Source organism: Arthrobacter sp. GAS37 (genome assembly GCF_044908325.1).
Classification (GTDB): Bacteria; Actinomycetota; Actinomycetes; order Actinomycetales; family Micrococcaceae; genus Arthrobacter; species Arthrobacter ramosus.
This window is the reverse complement of sequence record NZ_JBIYDB010000036.1, coordinates 16,553-35,416: the sequence shown is the minus strand read 5'-3', so window position 1 is coordinate 35,416 and position 18,864 is coordinate 16,553. Positions and strand designations below refer to the sequence as shown.

15 protein-coding genes and 1 pseudogene are annotated in these 18,864 nt (G+C 63.7%); all 16 read left to right on the top strand.

Going from position 1 to position 18,864, the window contains the following annotated elements; translation table 11 throughout:
• The first annotated feature begins 2 nt into the window (after positions 1-2).
• Positions 3-1,493 carry a UDP-N-acetylmuramoyl-tripeptide--D-alanyl-D-alanine ligase gene (gene murF / locus ABH924_RS20270; protein ID WP_404501723.1) on the top strand — a complete coding sequence of 497 codons (1,491 nt, stop codon included), beginning with the start codon at positions 3-5 and terminating at the stop codon, positions 1,491-1,493.
• Entirely contained in the window at positions 1,490-2,599 is a 1,110-nt protein-coding gene (gene mraY / locus ABH924_RS20265; RefSeq protein WP_234753829.1) for a phospho-N-acetylmuramoyl-pentapeptide-transferase, read from the top strand. Before murF ends, mraY begins: the two co-directional genes overlap by 4 nt.
• Entirely contained in the window at positions 2,581-4,182 is a 1,602-nt protein-coding gene (murD, locus tag ABH924_RS20260) for a UDP-N-acetylmuramoyl-L-alanine--D-glutamate ligase (RefSeq protein WP_404501720.1), read from the top strand. Before mraY ends, murD begins: the two co-directional genes overlap by 19 nt.
• 2 nt (positions 4,183-4,184) lie before the next feature.
• Positions 4,185-5,489, top strand: coding sequence for a putative lipid II flippase FtsW (gene ftsW / locus ABH924_RS20255; protein ID WP_404501718.1), 1,305 nt, complete (start codon positions 4,185-4,187; stop codon positions 5,487-5,489).
• Between the two features lie 6 nt (positions 5,490-5,495).
• Positions 5,496-6,602: an undecaprenyldiphospho-muramoylpentapeptide beta-N-acetylglucosaminyltransferase gene (murG, locus tag ABH924_RS20250; protein ID WP_404501716.1), complete on the top strand. Its 1,107-nt coding sequence runs from the start codon at positions 5,496-5,498 to the stop codon at positions 6,600-6,602.
• A gap of 95 nt (positions 6,603-6,697) precedes the next feature.
• Positions 6,698-7,972: pseudogene (murC, locus tag ABH924_RS20245) on the top strand (UDP-N-acetylmuramate--L-alanine ligase); the annotation flags it as partial.
• Positions 7,965-8,804 carry a cell division protein FtsQ/DivIB gene (locus tag ABH924_RS20240; RefSeq protein ID WP_404501714.1) on the top strand — a complete coding sequence of 280 codons (840 nt, stop codon included), beginning with the start codon at positions 7,965-7,967 and terminating at the stop codon, positions 8,802-8,804. The pseudogene murC and the gene ABH924_RS20240, both read left to right, overlap by 8 nt.
• A 215-nt stretch (positions 8,805-9,019) precedes the next feature.
• The gene (gene ftsZ, locus ABH924_RS20235; RefSeq protein ID WP_234753839.1) at positions 9,020-10,252 is read left to right on the top strand and encodes a cell division protein FtsZ; all 1,233 of its coding nucleotides are present in this window, start codon (positions 9,020-9,022) and stop codon (positions 10,250-10,252) included.
• 38 nt (positions 10,253-10,290) lie between these two features.
• A complete protein-coding gene (locus ABH924_RS20230; protein WP_404501712.1) occupies positions 10,291-10,986 on the top strand; it encodes a polyphenol oxidase family protein in 696 nt (231 codons plus the stop codon).
• Positions 10,979-11,728 (top strand): YggS family pyridoxal phosphate-dependent enzyme, encoded by a 750-nt coding sequence (locus ABH924_RS20225; protein WP_404501710.1) that lies wholly within the window; start codon positions 10,979-10,981, stop codon positions 11,726-11,728. Before ABH924_RS20230 ends, ABH924_RS20225 begins: the two co-directional genes overlap by 8 nt.
• A gap of 88 nt (positions 11,729-11,816) precedes the next feature.
• The gene (locus ABH924_RS20220) at positions 11,817-12,347 is read left to right on the top strand and encodes a cell division protein SepF (RefSeq protein WP_078105563.1); all 531 of its coding nucleotides are present in this window, start codon (positions 11,817-11,819) and stop codon (positions 12,345-12,347) included.
• A 104-nt stretch (positions 12,348-12,451) separates the two neighbouring features.
• Positions 12,452-12,739 (top strand): YggT family protein, encoded by a 288-nt coding sequence (locus ABH924_RS20215; protein ID WP_234753845.1) that lies wholly within the window; start codon positions 12,452-12,454, stop codon positions 12,737-12,739.
• Positions 12,740-12,905: 166 nt separating this feature from the next.
• Positions 12,906-13,589, top strand: a complete 684-nt coding sequence (locus ABH924_RS20210) for a DivIVA domain-containing protein (RefSeq protein ID WP_404501708.1) — start codon at positions 12,906-12,908, stop codon at positions 13,587-13,589.
• Positions 13,590-13,682: 93 nt separating this feature from the next.
• Positions 13,683-14,285 carry a signal peptidase II gene (lspA, locus tag ABH924_RS20205; protein ID WP_404501706.1) on the top strand — a complete coding sequence of 201 codons (603 nt, stop codon included), beginning with the start codon at positions 13,683-13,685 and terminating at the stop codon, positions 14,283-14,285.
• Positions 14,278-15,204: an RluA family pseudouridine synthase gene (locus ABH924_RS20200; RefSeq protein ID WP_404501704.1), complete on the top strand. Its 927-nt coding sequence runs from the start codon at positions 14,278-14,280 to the stop codon at positions 15,202-15,204. Before lspA ends, ABH924_RS20200 begins: the two co-directional genes overlap by 8 nt.
• Before the next feature lie 59 nt (positions 15,205-15,263).
• Entirely contained in the window at positions 15,264-18,821 is a 3,558-nt protein-coding gene (gene dnaE / locus ABH924_RS20195) for a DNA polymerase III subunit alpha (RefSeq protein WP_404501702.1), read from the top strand.
• Positions 18,822-18,864: the final 43 nt, after the last annotated feature.

The following is an 18,864-nucleotide window of genomic DNA, read 5'->3' as shown; positions in this document are numbered from 1 at the left end:
AGATGATTGCACTTACTGCGGCGGAGATCGCCGATATTACCAATGGCCGATTGGCAGCGGACCCGGGCATAGTCCCGGCGTCCGTCGTTACCGACTCCCGTGAGGCGGCCGCTGGATCGTTGTACGTGGCCAAGCCAGGTGAAAACGCTGACGGCCATGCCTATGTAGGCGCCGCTTTTGAGCGCGGGGCTGTCTTGGCGCTGACCGAGCGCGACGTTTCCGACGACGACGGCCGGCCGTACCCCGCCGTCGTCGTCGATGACGCCGTGATCGCCATGGGTGCCCTTGCTGCAGAGTCCGTGCGCCGCATCCGCGCCGCACGTGCGGCACAGGGGGAGCCCTTCACCGTCATCGGCATCACAGGCTCGGCTGGCAAGACCACCACCAAGGACTTGCTCGCGGGCATTCTTTCCCGGGCCGGCGCCACAGTGGCGCCGCAGGGTTCGTACAACGGTGAAGTCGGCGTGCCGCTCACCGTGTTCGGAGCCGATGCGGGTACCCGTTACCTCGTGATCGAAATGGGCGCCACCGGCATCGGCCACATCAAATACCTCGCCGAGATGGTCCAACCGGACATCGGCGTCGTTCTTTGCGTCGGCACCGCCCATGCCGGCGAGTTCGGTGGCGTGGAGAACATAGCCAAGGCCAAGGGCGAACTGGTCGAGGCGTTGGGGCAGGACGGAACCGCCATCATCAACCTCGACGACGCGCGCGTCGCGGCGATGGTCTCCCGCACGCGGGCCAAAGTGCTCGGAACCACCGCTACCGGCGTTTCCGGCTCCGCAGTCGAAGCCAGGAACGCAGATATCGACGAAGACGGCCACCCGGAATTCGAACTCGTCCTCCCCGACGGCGGGGTCCCCCATCCCGTCCACAGCAAGCTCATCGGTGCGCACCACATCACCAACCTGCTGGCCGCCGCGGCCGCCGCGTTCGCGGCAGGCCTCCCTGCCGCCGGTATCGCCGACTCGCTGAGCGAGCAGTCGCCGGCCAGCCGGTGGCGCATGGAACGCACTGAGCGGGCAGACGGCGTCACCATCATCAACGACGCATACAACGCGAATCCGGAATCCATGCGTGCAGCCTTGCGCACCCTCGCCGACCTCGGCCAGGGACGCCGCACCTGGGCGGTGCTGGGCGCGATGCTGGAACTTGGCGAAGATTCCATCCGCGAACACACCGCAGTGGGGACGCAAGTGGTTCGCTTGAACATTTCCCGGCTCGTCGTGGTTGGCCGCGAAGCCCGTGCGCTGTACATTTCCGCGATCCAGGAAGGCTCCTGGGGCGACGAGTGCAGTTTCGCCGAAACGGCCGACGAGGCCTACGAACTGCTGCAGGCTGAGCTCAAACCAGGCGACTTGGTGCTTTTCAAGTCCTCCAACGGGGTCGGGCTAAGGCATTTGGGGGATCGGATAGCATTACCCCCACAGGCCCGAACGAGTGCGAACACCGCGGATGCAACTGCCGCCAATGAAGGGAACGAGCTGCTGTGATTGCACTGTTGATCGGCGCGGGCGTCGCCCTCCTGGTGGCTTTGGTTGGAACGCCACTCTTCATCCGGTTCCTCGTCACCAAGGGATACGGCCAGTTCATCCGCGACGACGGACCCACCTCCCACCACACCAAGCGTGGTACTCCAACCATGGGCGGGACAGTCGTGGTGGCCGCCGTGCTCATCAGCTATGGGTTGACCCACTTGATCATGTGGATGATGAACCCGCGATCACCGGGCCCGTCAGCTTCGGGCCTGCTCTTGTTGTTCCTCATGGTCGGCATGGGATTCGTTGGCTTCCTCGACGATTTCATCAAGATTTCCAAGCAACGCAGCCTCGGACTCAATGCCAAAGCCAAGCTGATCCTTCAAGCGTTCGTCGGCATTGTCTTCGCAGTGCTCGTCCTGAACTTCCCCGACGCGCAGGGGATCACGCCGGCCTCCACCCATATTTCCCTTGTACGGGACATTCCCTGGCTGAACCTGGCCTTCGGTGGCACCGTCCTCGGGGCCATCCTGTTTGTCATCTGGTCGAACCTGATCGTCACCGCGGCAACCAACGGCGTCAACCTCACGGATGGCCTGGACGGCCTTGCCGCCGGCGCCTCCATCATGGTCTTCGGGGCTTACACCCTCATGGGAATCTGGCAGAACAACCAGGCTTGCGGTTCACCCCGCGAGGCGGGCAGCGGCTGCTATTCAGTCCGTGACCCGCTCGATCTGGCGCTTCTGGCGGCTATTTGCAGCGCCGCGCTGGTGGGCTTCCTCTGGTGGAACACGTCTCCGGCGAAGATCTTCATGGGAGACACCGGCTCGCTGGCCATCGGCGGCGCGGTAGCCGGCTTTGCGATCCTCTCCCGCACCGAACTTCTTTTGGGCATCATCGGCGGGCTCTTCGTCCTCATCACGCTGTCGGTCATCATCCAGGTGGGCTACTTCAAGGTCACCAAGGGTAAGCGGGTCTTCAAGATGGCCCCCCTTCAGCATCATTTCGAACTCAAGGGCTGGGCCGAGATCACGGTGGTTGTCCGATTCTGGATTCTCTGTGGCCTGTTCGTGGCCGCAGGCCTTGGGATTTTCTATGCTGAATGGGTGGTGCTGCTGTGAGCGCAAGTCCTCAAACCAAGCCTTCTGCCAACGACCGGCTCGAGAACCTCGTCAGTTGGGATTCCGACTGGAAGGGCCTGCGCGTCGTCGTGACGGGCATCGGCGTCTCCGGTTTCGCGGCCGCCGATACCTTGATCGAGCTGGGCGCACGGGTGGTGGTTGTTGACGCTGCCACCAGTGCCAAAGCCCTCGCACAGGCGGACACCTTGAAGATCGTCGGCGCAGCCGACGTTCTCCTTGGCCAGGACGCCGTCAAAACACTGCCCCGCGTGGACGGCGAAAAAGCCGAACTCGTCGTGACGTCGCCGGGCTGGCGGCCGGACCAGTCCCTTCTGGCAGCTGCCAAACGGGCCCACGTACCGGTGTGGGGCGACGTCGAACTCGCCTGGCGGGTACGCGAACGCAAGGGCCGCAAGACGGCGGACTGGCTGACGATCACGGGTACCAACGGCAAAACCACCACGGTGGGCATGACCGAAGCCATGCTGCAGGCAGCGGGGCTCAAAGCAATCGCCGTGGGCAATGTAGGCACTCCCATCCTGGACGCACTCCGTGACCCTGTGGAGTACGACGCCTTCGCGGTTGAGCTTTCCAGCTTCCAATTGCACTGGATCGAATCGCTCTCCCCAGTGGCCAGCGTCTGCCTCAACGTCGCCGAGGACCACGTCGACTGGCACGGCTCCTACGAGTCCTACCTCGCGGACAAAGCAAAAATCTTCGAGAACACCCAGAAGGCGTGCATCTACAACGCCGAGCAGATCGAGACCGAACGCATGGTGGAAAACGCCGACGTGGTCGAGGGTTGCCGGGCTATCGGCTTCACCACCTTGACTCCGGCTATCAGCATGCTCGGCGTCGTCGAGGGGCTGCTCGTGGACCGTGCGTTCATCGAAGAACGCAAGAGCTCAGCTGAGGAACTCGCGTCCCTGGCGGATCTGGGCACGGCTGCGCCGCGACACATGGTTGCCAATGCGCTGGCTGCTGCCGCACTGGTGCGCGCCTACGGCGTCGAACCGGCCGCAGTGCATGAGGGGCTCAGGAACTATCTCCCGGGAGACCACCGCATCCAGCCTGTGGCCAAGCTGAACGGCGTGCTCTGGGTCAACGACTCCAAGGCGACCAATCCGCACGCAGCTTCTGCGGCCCTGTCGGCGTTCGATAAGGTCGTCTGGATTGCCGGCGGTTTGTCCAAGGGCGTCAACTATGACGACTTGGTCAAAAGCAACGCGCACAGGCTCAAGGCGGTGGTGCTGATCGGCTCCGATACCGCTGACCTGGAGGCCTCCCTCAAGCGACACGCAGCGGATGTGCCCGTTATCGGGCAGCCCAAGGGCGACACTGAAATGGTGCAGTCCGCCGATTCAGCTGGTACCGCCGCGGAACCGTCTCCGATCTTCGGCGACACCGTGATGGCCCTTGCTGTCGAGTCGGCAGCAAGTATCGCCGAACCCGGCGATACCGTGCTGATGGCCCCGGCGGCTGCCTCCATGGACCAGTTCTCTTCCTACGCTCACCGTGGCGATGCTTTCATCCGGGCAGTGCGCGAGCTTGTGGAAGGCCAGGCACAGACCACCGAGGAGTAGCAATGGTCAGCACGCCCACGCGCAGCGGGCCCGGGCGGACCCGGACCGGCAAGTCAGACCCCGCTGGACGCGCGGCAAGCGTTGCCCGAGCCTCGCTGCCGTCCCGCATTCGTTCGGGGATTTCCGGGTTTTGGTCAACTCTCGAGGGAAGCGGCAAATCGAGCGGCGGGTCAACCTACTACTTGATTCTTGGCGCTTCGCTGGCGCTCACCGCTATCGGGATCATCATGGTCCTGTCGGCGTCCAGCGTCGAAGCGATTGCGGCCGGCGAATCCCCGTACTCCATCGCCACCAAGCAAGGCATGTTCGCAGGCATCGGCATCGTTGCGATGCTGGTGCTTTCACGGGTCAACGTCGTTTGGCTGAAGAGATTCGCGTGGCCATCGATCATTCTTGCCGGCGCCTTGCTGGTGCTGGTCCTGGTCATCGGCAAGCGTGTACTGGGCAACCAGAACTGGATCGAGATCGGTGGCTTCACCTTCCAGCCATCGGAGTACGCCAAGTTCGCCCTGGTGCTCTGGATGGCCACGGTTCTTTCCGTCAAGGCAAAACTTCTCGACAAGTGGACCCACGCGCTGATCCCGATCGTCCCGGTCTCCGGCGCCATCATTACCCTCATTGTCCTGGGGCATGACCTCGGCACCTCGCTGGTAGTCATGCTCATCATGGCTGCGGGCTTGTTTTTCGGCGGCGTCAACCTGAAGCTCTTCGCTGCGGCCGGTAGTGTTGCCGCCGCTGCCGCGCTGATTCTGGCGGTCACGAGCGGAAACCGGATGTGCCGGATCACCTCGTGGATGGGGCAGAGCTGCGCAGGGGCAAGCGACATCGGCTTCCAGAGCGAACAGGGGCTCAGCGCCCTTGCTTCGGGAGGTTGGCTTGGTGTCGGACTTGGCCAGAGCCGGCAGAAATACCAGTGGATTCCCGAAGCCCACAATGACTTCATCTTCGCTGTCATCGGTGAGGAACTCGGGCTTGTGGGGACCATCGTGGTCCTGGTGCTTTTTGCGCTGCTCGCCGTTGCCATCTACCGGGTTGTCAGCCACCAGGAAGACTTGTTCGCACGGGTGCTCGGCGGCTCGATCATGGCATGGATGCTTGGACAGGCCGCGATCAACATGGCCATGGTGGCCGGCCTGCTGCCCGTGATCGGCGTTCCGCTGCCTTTCATTTCCTACGGCGGTTCAGCGTTGGTGATGTCGCTATGCGGCGTGGGCGTAGTGTTGTCTTTGGCCCGCGCCCAAATGGCTCCTGCCGGCCGTTCCAAGCCGCGCTGGCGACTTGCGAAAACTGCACGAAAGCGTACATAGCACTCCATGAATTCCCAGCCCAAGCCCCTCTCCGTGGTCCTCGCCGGCGGCGGGACCGCCGGACACATCAGCCCGTTGCTCGCCATTGCCGATGCCATCAAGTCGCTGCGGCCGGATGCCAGGATCCTTGCCGTCGGCACACCCAACGGCATGGAAACGCGTCTCGTTCCGGCTGCCGGCTACGAGCTGGCCACCATCGACCGGGTTCCCTTTCCCCGGAAGCCTTCCGCTGATCTGCTCAAACTGCCCGGCAGGCTCGCTGCGGCCGTCAAACAAGCCGGGCGCATTCTGGACGACGCGCAGGCCGACGTCCTCCTCGGCGTCGGCGGCTATGTCTGCACTCCCATGTACCTCGCGGCGTGGCGTCGCAGGATCCCCATCGTCATCCACGAGGCCAACACGCGCGCCGGGCTTGCCAACCGGGTGGGTGCGATGTTCACCAAGCATGTGGGGGTGGCCTTCCCCGAGACCCGGCTACGGCACGCCCGCCACGTGGGGATGCCCATGCGCAAGGCCATCGCCGGTTTGGACCGGGCGGCTTGGCGCGCGGATGCCAGGCGGTCGCTCGGCCTGGACGCTGGACAACCCGCACTCATCGTGACGGGCGGTTCTTCCGGAGCCCAGAGCATCAACCGCACCATTGCCGGTGCTGTCGCCGCTCTGGCTGAAGCCGGTATCCAGACACTGCACATCACCGGCCGTGGCAAGGCAGTGACGAACGACGACGGCGCCCCCCTGGCTGCCGACGGCTACCACCAGGTGGAATACGTGGACGGCATGGAAAACGTGTACGCGGCAGCAGACGTTCTCCTTGCCCGGTCCGGCGCGGCAACCGTCAGCGAGGTGGCCGCCGTCGGGCTCCCTGCGGTCTTCGTCCCGCTGCCGATCGGGAACGGCGAGCAGGCAATGAACGCGTCCGCCCTGGTCAAGGCCGGGGCAGCGCTTTTGGTCGACGACCGGGCATTGACCGCGGAATGGCTCAAAGCCGAGTTGATTCCTTTGCTCACGGATCAAGCCCGCCTTGAGGATATGGCCAGCAAGGCAAAGGAACTTGGCATCAGAAATGCTGATCAGCGGATGGCTGATCTCGTCTTGGAAGCGGTAACCGAATGACCCAGCCCCTCGCAGACATCGATTCCCTCGGCCGGGTCCACTTCATCGGCATCGGCGGCGTGGGCATGTCTGCCGTCGCACGCATCATGGTGGCCAGGGGCGTTCCGGTGAGCGGTTCGGATGCCAAGGACCTGCCCGTCATGCAGGACCTCCAGTCCGCCGGGGCACGGATCGCCGTTGGCTACGCCGCGGAAAATCTTCGTGACGCGCAGACCGTCGTCGCGGGCTCGGCCATCAGGGCGGACAATCCGGAGCTGGAAGCGGCCCGGGCGGCCGGCCTTCCGGTGCTCCACCGCTCAGAGGCCCTCGCCGCAACCATGGGCACAGACCGTGTGGTGACCGTGGCCGGCACGCATGGCAAGTCCACCACCACCTCAATGGTTGCCGTGTTGCTCAAGGAAGCGGGACTCGACCCGTCGTTCGCCATCGGCGCCAACGTACCCGCTCTCGGTGTCAACGCGGCGCACGGCACCTCGGACATCTTCGTTGCCGAAGCCGATGAATCCGACGGTTCCTTCCTCAACTACCGGCCGCTCATTGCCGTCGTCACGAACGTCGAGGCCGACCACCTGGACTACTACGGCACGCCTGAGGCTGTCTACGCCTCCTTCGACAGTTTCGCGGCACTGCTGCCCGCCAACGGCGTGCTTTTCGCCTGCGCGGACGACGACGGCGCCCGGGCCCTCGCGGAACGCACCCGCGCCGCGGGCAATACCCGGGTGCTGGGCTACGGGACCGCGGAGGACGCCGATATCCGCCTGCACGATGGGGGACCCGGCGACGTCCGGGTGTCCATCGACGGACAGGGATACCAGCTTGACCTCCAAGTACCCGGACGGCACAACGCCTTGAACGCGGCGGCCGCGTTCGGCGTCGCAGTCGAGCTCGGCGTGGCGCCCGAGGCTGCCGCGGCTGCCCTCGGCCATTTCACCGGCGCATCGCGGCGGTTCGAGTTCAAGGGGCAGGGGAGGGGCGTGCGTGTCTACGACGACTACGCCCACCACCCCACGGAGGTCCGGGCCGCCTTGTCCGCTGCCCGCTCCGTGGCAGGCGGCAACAAGGTGCATGTGCTCTTCCAGCCGCACCTGTTTTCGCGCACCCGCGAATTCGCGGAGCAGTTTGCAGAGGCGCTTGGCGAGGCGGACACCGCCTTCGTCCTGGATATCTACCCTGCCCGCGAGGATCCCATCCCCGGGGTCACGAGTACCTTGATCACGGGGCGCCTCAAAGGCGGCAGGCTCGTGGCCGGCGGCCAGGAAGCGCTGGACGCGGTTCTCTCCGCGGCCGGCGAGGGCGACATCGTGCTGACCGTCGGAGCCGGCGACGTGACCGCCTACGGGCCCCGGATCGTGGAGCTGTTGGGTGGCTGATACCCGGAAGCCCACTTTCAAGCCGCAGGCCGGCACCCGGCCCGGAGTCGTCAGTGCTGAACGCAGCCTCGACGATCCCGTCGGGGACCCTTCAGGGGCCGCCAACGGCAAGGACAGCAATGTGCTGGCCTTTCCGGAGCCCAAGGGACGCAAGCGGCGGAGGACGGTACTCACGGCGTTGGCCATCGTCGTCGCCCTGGTCGCCGGAATTATCGTTGCGGCGATCTACTCGCCGGTGTTCGCTGTGCGCACGGTGACGGTCGACGGCACCAAGCTACTCCAAGCGGGGAGCGTCCAGAAGGCCCTCGAACCGGTGAAGGGAAAACCCCTTCCACAAATCAACGACGCAGAGATCGCCCGGCTGCTCAAGCCCCTCGTCCAGGTGCGTTCCGTCAGTACCGAAGCCCGCCCGCCGTCGGAACTTTTGGTCCACGTCGTGGAGCGGGTGCCCGTGGCGCTGGTCAAGAGCGGTGACAACTATTCACTGGTTGACGTCGACGGCGTCCAGCTTGGATCAACCGCCGATCCCGCATCTGTTGCCTTGCCCCTCATCGATGGGCTAGGAGCCAACCAGAATCTCTTCAGGGCGATCACGGCCGTTCTTGCGACGCTGCCGGCGGATGTCCTGGCGAAGATGGCCAGCGCGTCGGCCTCGTCGCCGGACGCCGTCGAGCTCAAGCTCACGGACGGCAAGATCGTTGTGTGGGGGAATGCGGACGAGAAGGAGCTGAAGGCGCGCGTCCTCGAGGCGTTGCTTAAGGCTCCCGCCAATCCAAAAGTTCCGGTGAATGTCTACGATGTCAGCGCACCAAGGCACCCGTTTACCAAATAGGCCATTCCACGAAGTAACGTCGCCGACGTATGGGGCTATTTTTCGGACTTTCACACGACACGCGGAGGCGGTCATTGAATGTCGGATTCATAGCCCATACCGTCACTTAAGAGTTACTTGACATAACTATAACCTTCAACTAGAGGGTTAAGGTCCAAGGATTCAAGTTGGACTCGATCTGTTTCGCTATAGGACACAAGCAAGGGGCACGAAACGTGGCAGCACCGCAGAATTACTTGGCCGTCATCAAGGTCGTCGGCATCGGCGGCGGTGGCGTGAATGCAGTTAACCGAATGATCGAAGTCGGCCTTCGCGGCGTCGAGTTCATCGCCATCAACACCGATGCCCAGGCTCTCCTCATGAGCGACGCGGACGTCAAGCTTGACGTTGGACGCGAGCTCACACGCGGTCTGGGAGCCGGCGCCAACCCCGACGTCGGACGCCAGGCCGCCGAGGACCACGCCGATGAGATCGAAGAGGTTATCCGCGGAGCCGACATGGTCTTCGTCACCGCAGGCGAAGGCGGCGGCACCGGAACCGGCGGCGCCCCCGTCGTGGCCCGGATCGCACGCTCGCTCGGCGCCCTGACCATCGGCGTCGTCACGCGGCCCTTCACCTTCGAAGGCCGCCGGCGCGCCGGTTCGGCCGAGGCCGGAATCGACGCCCTGCGCGATGAAGTCGATACCCTCATCGTCATTCCCAACGACCGCCTCCTGTCGATCAGCGACCGTAACGTCTCCGTCCTGGACGCTTTCCGTTCCGCTGACCAAGTACTCCTGTCCGGTGTCCAGGGCATCACTGACCTCATTACCACCCCCGGCTTGATCAACCTCGACTTCGCCGACGTCAAGTCGGTCATGCAGGGCGCAGGCTCCGCGCTCATGGGTATCGGTTCGGCGCGCGGCGAGGACCGCGCCGTCAAGGCCGCAGAGCTCGCCATCGCGTCGCCGCTGCTGGAAGCGTCGATCGATGGCGCCCACGGCGTCCTGCTCTCCATCCAGGGCGGTTCGGACCTGGGTCTGTTCGAAATCAACGAAGCTGCAAGGCTCGTGCAGGAAGTGGCCCACCCCGAGGCCAACATCATCTTCGGTGCCGTCATTGACGACGCCTTGGGTGACGAGGCACGCGTCACGGTCATCGCCGCTGGTTTTGACGACGTCAAGGCCACGTCACCGTCGATGAACCAGTCGGTTTCCCAGCAGCCAGGTCAGCACCAGGCCCCTGCGGCTCCGGACCGTCCCGCCGCGCCTTCGGCTGCCCCGGCCTATTCGGCGCCGCAGCACGTTTCCGCCGGCGTCGGCGCTTCCGGCTTGAGCAACTGGGGCCAGCAGCGCCCGTCGGCCTTGCCGGCCGACTCCGGCTTCGACGTCGACCTTCCCGCCGTCGTCGAACCGGACCTTTCGGGAAGCCGCACTGACGACCTCGATGTTCCGGACTTCTTGAAGTAACCGTTCCGTCCAGACCCACCCAGGAGAGTCAGCCAGTAGTGTTTTGGTGGCAAAAAGAAGTGCGGCCCGGAATTTCGGTAGCCTTCTCCGATGACGATGCGGGCAACCTGGCTCTGCACGTGGCGGACAATCCTGACGACGTGATGGCGCGCCGGGCCCGGCTGGAAGCAGCAGTGGGGCTCGGCGAACGGCATTTCCAATACATGAACCAGGTCCACGGAAAAGCCGTCGAATTCATCACCGCGCATGGCGACGGGCCGACGGCCGACGCCATGGTGTCGAGGGGCCAGCCTCTCGCGGTCATGGTGGCCGACTGTGTCCCCGTCGTGCTGTTGGGCGAAGTGCCGGAAGAAATCGATCCGGTCCTTGCCGTGGTCCACGCCGGCCGGCCCGGGGTTGCTGCGGACATCGTTTCAGCCACCGTGGCGGATATGCGAAACCGCGGTGCGGCGAGCATCAGCGCCTGGGTAGGCCCTTCCATCTGCGGAGAATGCTACGAAGTTCCCGAACAGTTGCGGACGGACGTAGCTGCCGCGGTCCCGGAAACCTGGTCCACAACCTCATGGGGTACGCCCGCACTGGATCTGCCCGCCGGTGTGCGCGCCCAGCTGAACGCACTCGACGTCACGGTCGAGTACTCGGGGGAGTGCACGCTGGAGACCGCCCGGCTCTACTCGTACAGGCGCAATCAGCAAACAGGCCGCTTTGCAGGTTTGGTGTGGACGCATGAGTGAGTATTTGCCAACAGCCGAAAGCGCCGCGGGCGATCCACGGACAGCCGAGCTGCGCGAACGGCTCGCCGCGGTCCGCCGGCGGATTTCGGCGGCAACCGTGGCGGCCGGGCGAAGCGAAGAACCGCAACTGATAGTCGTCAGCAAGTTCCATCCGGCAGCGGATGTCGCCCGGCTGGCGGCACTTGGCGTGACGGACGTCGGTGAAAACCGCGACCAGGAAGCGGCCGCGAAGTCTGCCGAGCTCACCGGACTCCCGGTGCGTTGGCACTTCATCGGCCAACTGCAAAGCAACAAGGCCAAGTCCGTAGCGAAGTACGCGTTTTCCGTGCAATCGATCGACCGTCTGCAACTCGCCGAGGCCCTTGCGAAGGCTGTTGCGCGGCAACAGTCCGAGTCCGGCAGGCCGGACCTTGACTGCTACATCCAGGTCAGTCTTGAGGACGACGCCGGCGCCCACCGCGGCGGTGCCGCTCCGTCCGACGTCGAGCGCCTCGCCGAATCCATCGCTACCGCCGCCGGGCTGCGCCTGGCCGGAGTGATGGCCGTCGCGCCGCTCGGCGCACCCCCGGAGGAAGCATTCGAGAAACTCGCCGCCATTTCACGGGATCTGCGGGGACCGCATCCGGACGCCGTGGGGATATCCGCCGGGATGAGCCAGGACCTCGAAGCTGCCGTTCAATTTGGTGCGACACACCTGCGAATTGGCTCGGATATTCTCGGTTCGCGTCCGCGGGTGGGGTAGCGTCAAAGTATTGGAAGCGACGGGCCGGGATTTCAGCGATGTCAAGTCATGGGCGGCCCGCCTACTGCAGACACGATAGGAGTCCAGCATGGCTGGCGCACTGCGCAAGACAATGGTTTATCTTGGGCTCGCCGATGGCGATGAACACTACGAGTCTGAGCAGCACGTGCAGCACACGGACGAGGACCGGTCTGTCGACCACAATCGTGAAGAGCGCCGCGCCCCTGCACCTGTACGTGAAGTAGTTCGTGAAGTCCCCCCTGTCGCCGAAGAGGAATACCGCGCACCCGTGACACCTATCAAGCGTGCGGCATCGAGCCGCGAAGACGCCTCCGGCCTGAGGCAGATCACCACCGTCCATCCCCGCTCCTACAATGACGCCAAGATCATCGGCGAAAGTTTCCGGGACGGCATCCCCGTGATCATGAACGTCACCGACATGGGTGAGGGAGATGCCAAGCGCCTCGTCGATTTTTCCGCCGGGTTGGTCTTCGGACTCCACGGCAGCATTGAGCGCGTCACCAGCAAGGTTTTCCTGTTGTCGCCGTCGTACGTCGAAGTTCTTGGCGACGACAAGAAGGTCAGCGAAGCCCAAGCAACGTTCTTCAACCAGAGCTAGCATAGTCATCACAGAATGCCAGGCAGAGCGATCTGCCTGGCATCTGTGTTGCAATAGAGGGACTGACCGAGAAAAGTGGCGAACTAGGAGATCTGAGCTAACCCGTGGGCATAGTTTTCGGCCTTTTGTACATTGCATTGCTGCTGTTCCTGGTCACCCTCGTCATCAGGCTCGTCTTCGATCTGGTGCAGATGTTTGCGCGCCAGTGGCGCCCCCGTGGCGCTGCCCTGGTGGCCGCGCACGTGGTCTATTCTGTGACTGATCCGCCCTTGAAACGGATCCGCCGGCTGATTCCGCCGCTGCAGCTTGGTGGGGTGTCCCTTGACCTGGCATTTCTGATCGTGTTTATTGTCGTCAGCATCGCGATGGGATTCGTCTACACGCTGGCGTAGCTTTTCCGCAGGCCATTTGCCGTCGATCTGTTTTCTTCGGCCGGTGGACTGCAATCCTCCGCCCCAACACGATGGTGTTGAATTGGGGGAATCAGATGATATTTAGGTACCGTAGTTTTGAACGGCCGGAAGGCCTACTGACTAACTAGACCAACGAGGTGACCAGATGGCTTTGACGCCAGAAGACGTTGTCAACAAGCGCTTTCAGCCGACCAAGTTCCGCGAAGGCTACGACCAGGACGAGGTCGACGACTTTCTCGACGAAATCGTCGTCGAGCTGAGGCGCTTGAACCAAGAGAACGACGAGCTCCGCAAGAAGCTTGGCGAAGGCGGAAACCCGGTCCCTGCCAGCGCGGCATCGGCACCCGTGGTCGAGAAGGTGCCCGCTCCGGTGAAGGCCGACAAGGACGCACAGGCCAAGGCGGAAGCCGAAGCGAAGGCTGCCGAAGCCGAGAAGAAGAAGGAGCCGGCCGTTGCCGCCGCTCCGGCCCCGGCCTCACCTTCGGCTGGCTCTCCTTCCGCCGAGTCCGCCGCCGGCCTGCTGGCGATGGCTCAGCAGATGCACGATAAGCACGTCGCCGACGGTGAGCAGCAGAAGGAAAAGATCATTGCCGAGGCACAGATCGAAGCCTCCAGCCTCGTCAACGACGCGCAGGACAAGTCCCGCAAGATCCTCGGTGCCCTCGAGCAGCAGCGCAGCGTTCTCGAACGCAAGGTGGAGCAGCTCCGCGGCTTCGAGCGCGACTACCGCTCCCGCCTGAAGGCCTACATCGAAGGCCAGCTGCGTGACTTGGATGCCCGCGGCTCAGTTGCGGCTCCTGAGGTCGGCGAAGCCGCCGCAGAGGTCTAGCAAGTATTCTGAAAGCCGGTGGCTGGGGATTCCTCGGCCACCGGCTTTCGCCTGTTAAGGCGCCAGAAGCCACGCTTACCGAATGAAAGTACTATGAGCGACGAACAAACTGACGGCACCACGGAGCCGGTCCGCATCAAAGCCCACACGTGGCGTCCCGCATTGCTTTGGGTCTTTGCAGGCTTTGCCGTGTTCGCGTACGCCTTCGACCAACTGACCAAACTCTGGGTCACCAGCACCATGGTCGAAGGCGAGCGGATCCCCGTCCTTCCTCCGCTCCTGCACTGGTACTACATCCGAAACTCGGGCGCTGCGTTCTCCATCGGGGAAAACGTCACATGGGTCTTCACGATCGTCATGGCGGCCGTTTCAGTGGTGATCCTGTTCCAGGTGCGTCGACTGGGGTCAGTCTGGTGGTCGCTGGCACTCGGCCTGCTGCTGGGCGGCGCACTCGGAAACCTCACGGACCGCCTTTTCCGCGAGCCTTCCTTTGCCATGGGCCACGTGGTGGACTTCATCCAGTTGCCCAACTTCGCTATTTTCAACATCGCCGACTCGGCGGTAGTTTCCAGCGTCGTGATCATCTGCCTGCTGACCTTGCGGGGGATCGGCCTCGACGGCTCCCGCCATCACTCGGCCGGTTCCGCACCGGCCAAGGCCGGCGCGCCGGATGATGAGGATCCGGGCGATGTCTGAGCAATTCGTGGTGCCCGAAGAGCTGGGCGGGGCCAGGGCTGACGCGGGCTTGGCGAAACTGATGGACATCTCCCGCTCCGCGGCCGCCTTGCTGATCGCCGAGGGCAATGTCACGGTCGCTGCAAACACGGTGGGCAAATCGGCGAAACTCGTTGCCGGCTCCGTGCTGGAAGTCACCGTTCCCGAACGCCGGGATCCCTTGGAAGTCGTGGAGGAAGTCGTGGAAGGCCTGAATATCCTGTTGGACGATGACGACTTTGTCGTCATCGACAAGCCTGTCGGCGTGGCGGCACACCCGTCACCGGGTTGGGTCGGCCCTACCGTGGTGGGTGGCCTCGCCGGTGCGGGATACCGGATCTCAACGTCCGGCGCGCCTGAACGTGCCGGCATCGTCCACCGCCTCGACGTCGGAACGTCGGGCGTCATGGTCGTGGCCAAGAGCGAACAGGCTTACACGGTGCTCAAGCGGGCCTTCAAGGAACGCACGGTGGACAAGGTGTACCACGCGGTGGTCCAGGGCTTGCCGGATCCACTGGAGGGCACCATAGACGCGCCCATCGGGCGCCACCCGGGGCATGATTGGCGTTTCGCGGTGATCGAGGATGGCCGTCCCTCGGTGACGCACTACGAAGTCCTCGAGGCCTATGGCAAGGCGACCCTCGTGGAAATTCACCTCGAGACAGGCAGGACACACCAGATCCGGGTTCATTTCTCGGCCCTCAGGCACCCCTGCGCGGGCGATCTGACCTATGGGGCGGACCCGCGTTTGGCTGCCAACCTGGGACTCACCCGGCAGTGGCTGCACGCGCGGCGGCTTGGCTTCAACCACCCCCGGACCGGCGAATGGGTGGAAGTCACCAGCCAGTATCCGGCGGACCTGCAGTACGCGCTGGAGCTCCTTGAGAGCGGCAACGCGTAGCCGGATTTACGCTTCAGGTGCGCCACTCCAACAGCGGCCCCTGCCGGTAGACTGTCGTGGTGACTTCCAGCAATGACTCGTTCGTCCATCTGCACACCCACACCGAATACTCCATGCTGGATGGTGCGGCGCGTCTTACTGAGCTGTTCGATGAGACCGAGCGGCTGGGCATGCCTGCGCTGGCCACCACGGACCACGGATACCTGTTCGGTGCCTTCGATTTCTGGAAGAAGGCCACGGACAAAGGCATCAAGCCGATCATCGGCGTCGAAGCCTATGTCACGCCGGGCACGGCGCGCGGCGACAAGGAGCGCGTCCGCTGGGGCGACGAGGGCCAGCGCAAGGATGACGTTTCCGGTGGCGGTTCCTACACCCACATGACGTTGTTGAGCTACAACAACGTGGGCATGCGCAATCTGTTCCGGGCATCCTCGATTGCTTCCCTCGACTCGGTGTTCGGCAAATGGCCCCGCTTGGACCGGGAGTTGCTGAACACCTATTCCGAAGGCCTGATCGCCACCACGGGCTGCCCATCCGGAGAAGTCCAGACCCGTCTTCGGCTGGGGCAGTACCGGGAAGCCCTGGCTGCGGCGTCCGAGTTCCGCGACATCTTCGGCGCGGAAAACTACTTCTGCGAACTCATGGACCATGGCCTGGACATCGAGCGGCGGGTCACTGGCGATCTGCTGCGGTTGGCCAAGGAGCTGAAGCTTCCGCTCGTGGCCACCAATGACCTTCACTACACCCATGAGCATGACGCGAAGGCCCACGAGGCCCTGTTGGCGATCCAGTCAGGCTCCACGCTGCTTGAGCCCACCTATGACAACGGCGGCTCCCGATTCGCGTTCTCCGGCAGCGGCTACTACTTGAAGTCGCCGCAGGAGATGCGCGAGCTGTTCCGCGACCATCCCGAAGCCTGCGACAACACGTTGCTGATCGCAGAGCGCTGCGAAGTGTCCTTCAACACCGGTGCGAACTACATGCCGCGGTTCCCTTGCCCTCCCGGCGAGGACGAGACGTCCTGGCTCGTCAAGGAAGTAGCCACGGGACTCGATTACCGTTACCCGAACGGCGTCCCGGACAAGGTACGCAAGCAAGCCGACTATGAGCTTGAGGTCATCACCTCCATGGGCTTCCCGGGCTACTTCCTGGTGGTGGCCGACTTCATCAACTGGGCCAAGAACAACGGAATCCGGGTGGGCCCGGGCCGTGGTTCGGGTGCGGGCTCCATGGTGGCATATGCCATGCGCATCACCGACCTCGACCCGCTGGAACACGGCCTGATTTTCGAGCGCTTCCTTAACCCGGACCGCGTGTCCATGCCCGACTTCGACGTCGACTTCGATGATCGTCGCCGCTCCGAAGTCATCGACTACGTCACGCGGAAGTACGGCGACGAGCGCGTGGCGATGATTGTCACCTACGGCACCATCAAGACCAAGCAGGCGCTCAAGGACTCCTCCCGCGTGCTCGGCTACCCGTTCAGCATGGGTGAACAGCTCACCAAGGCCCTGCCGCCGGCCGTGATGGCCAAGGACATCCCGCTGGCGGACATCCAGAACCCGGAGGCCAAGCGCTACGGCGAGGCCGGAGACTTCCGCCAGCTGATCAGTACGGACCCGGAGGCCGCCAAGGTTTTCGAGACCGCGCTGGGCATTGAGGGGCTGAAGCGGCAGTGGGGCGTGCATGCCGCGGGTGTCATCATGTCTTCGGACCCCATCATCGACGTCATTCCTGTCATGCGCCGCATCCAGGACGGCCAGGTCATCACGCAGTTCGATTACCCGACGTCCGAAGGCCTTGGCCTGATCAAGATGGACTTCCTCGGCCTGAGGAACCTGACGATCATTTCCGACGCCCTGGAAAACATCAAGATGAACCGAGGCGTCGACCTCGATCTCGAGCACTTGGCGTTGGACGACCCGGCGTCGTACGAGTTGCTGGCGCGCGGCGACACTTTGGGCGTCTTCCAGCTCGATGGCGGGCCCATGCGATCGCTGCTCAAGCTCATGAAGCCCGACAACTTCGAAGACATCTCCGCCGTGTTGGCGCTGTACCGGCCAGGTCCCATGGGCGCCAACGCGCATACGGACTACGCCCTGCGCAAGAACAAAATCCAAGAGGTCATCCCGATCCATCCGGAGCTCGAGGAACCGCTCGCCGAAATCCTCGGCGGAACGTACGGCCTGATCGTGTACCAGGAGCAGGTCATGGCCGTGGCCCAGAAGCTGGCCGGCTACTCGCTCGGTCAAGCCGATATCCTCCGGCGCGCCATGGGCAAGAAGAAGAAATCAGAACTGGACAAGCAGTTCGCCGGCTTCTCCCAAGGCATGCAGGACAACGGCTACTCCATGGATGCCGTCAAGACCTTGTGGGACATCCTGCTCCCGTTCTCCGACTACGCCTTCAACAAGGCGCACTCCGCCGCGTACGGGGTCATCTCCTACTGGACTGCGTACCTGAAGGCCCACTACGCTCCCGAATACATGGCCGCACTGCTCACTTCCGTGGGCGACGACAAAGACAAGTCGGCCATCTACCTCAATGAATGCCGGCGCATGGGCATTATTGTCCTGCCGCCGGACGTCAACGAGTCAAGCCTCAACTTCACCCCTGTCGGAACCGACATCCGCTTCGGAATGGGGGCCATCCGCAACGTCGGCGTCAACGTGGTGGAAGCCATGGTGGCGGCCCGGGCAAGCGAGGGCGCCTACACCTCCTTCAAGGACTTCCTCATGAAGGTTCCGGCGGTCGTCTGCAACAAGCGCACCATCGAGTCCCTCATCAAGGCGGGCGCGTTCGACTCCCTCGGCCATCACCGCCGTGCGTTGGCCATGGTCCACGAAGAAGCGATCGACTCCGTCATCACGCTCAAACGCAATGAGGCGATCGGCCAGTTCGATCTCTTCGCCGGATTCGAGGACCAGGAGCCGCAGGCCTCCCTGAGTACGGAGATCCCTGACCTGCCGGAATGGGAGAAGAAAGACAAGCTCGCCTTCGAGCGGGACATGCTTGGACTGTATGTCTCGGACCACCCCCTGCAAGGGCGTGAGGGCGTGTTGAGCCAGCATGCTGAGCAGTCGATCACCTCGATCCTGGGAGAAGACGGACCGCACGACGGCGCCATCGTCACCATTGCGGGCATGATCACCTCGCTCAGCCGCAGGATCGCCAAGGCAAGCGGCAACGCCTACGCTCGGGCGGAGATCGAAGACCTGGGCGCTTCCATCGAGGTCATGTTCTTCGGCCAGGTTTACGGGCCTATCGCTTCGGTCCTCGCGGAGGACCTGATCGTGGTGGTCAAGGGCCGCCTGCAGCGGCGCGACGACGGTGCGGTCACCTTGAACTGCATGGAGCTCTCGGTTCCGGACCTGAGCGAAAGCACCAACGGTCCCCTCGTCATCACGATGCCCACCTACAAGGCAACCGAGGCGGTCGTCACTGATCTTCGCGATGTTTTGACCACCCACCGGGGAAACTCCGAGGTCAGGCTCCACTTGCAGGGTGACTCCAAGGTCGAGGTCATGGGCCTGCCTGTGCACATGCGCGTGAATCCCACTCCGTCACTTTTCGGTGACCTCAAGGTACTTCTTGGCCCGACCTGCCTGGACAGTTGAGCGGGCGGCTGCCTGATCGGCTCAGCCGGTGACGCTGGATTTC

Bases quoted from the DNA above. Each gene is read 5' to 3' on its own strand.
- murF (WP_404501723.1), top strand. From the start codon at position 3: ATGATTGCACTTACTGCGGCGGAGATCGCCGATATTACCAATGGCCGA.
- murD (WP_404501720.1), top strand. From the start codon at position 2,581: ATGGGTGGTGCTGCTGTGAGCGCAAGTCCTCAAACCAAGCCTTCTGCC.
- ftsW (WP_404501718.1), top strand. From the start codon at position 4,185: ATGGTCAGCACGCCCACGCGCAGCGGGCCCGGGCGGACCCGGACCGGC.
- murG (WP_404501716.1), top strand. From the start codon at position 5,496: ATGAATTCCCAGCCCAAGCCCCTCTCCGTGGTCCTCGCCGGCGGCGGG.
- ABH924_RS20225 (WP_404501710.1), top strand. From the start codon at position 10,979: ATGAGTGAGTATTTGCCAACAGCCGAAAGCGCCGCGGGCGATCCACGG.
- ABH924_RS20220 (WP_078105563.1), top strand. From the start codon at position 11,817: ATGGCTGGCGCACTGCGCAAGACAATGGTTTATCTTGGGCTCGCCGAT.
- ABH924_RS20210 (WP_404501708.1), top strand. From the start codon at position 12,906: ATGGCTTTGACGCCAGAAGACGTTGTCAACAAGCGCTTTCAGCCGACC.
- lspA (WP_404501706.1), top strand. From the start codon at position 13,683: ATGAGCGACGAACAAACTGACGGCACCACGGAGCCGGTCCGCATCAAA.
- ABH924_RS20200 (WP_404501704.1), top strand. From the start codon at position 14,278: ATGTCTGAGCAATTCGTGGTGCCCGAAGAGCTGGGCGGGGCCAGGGCT.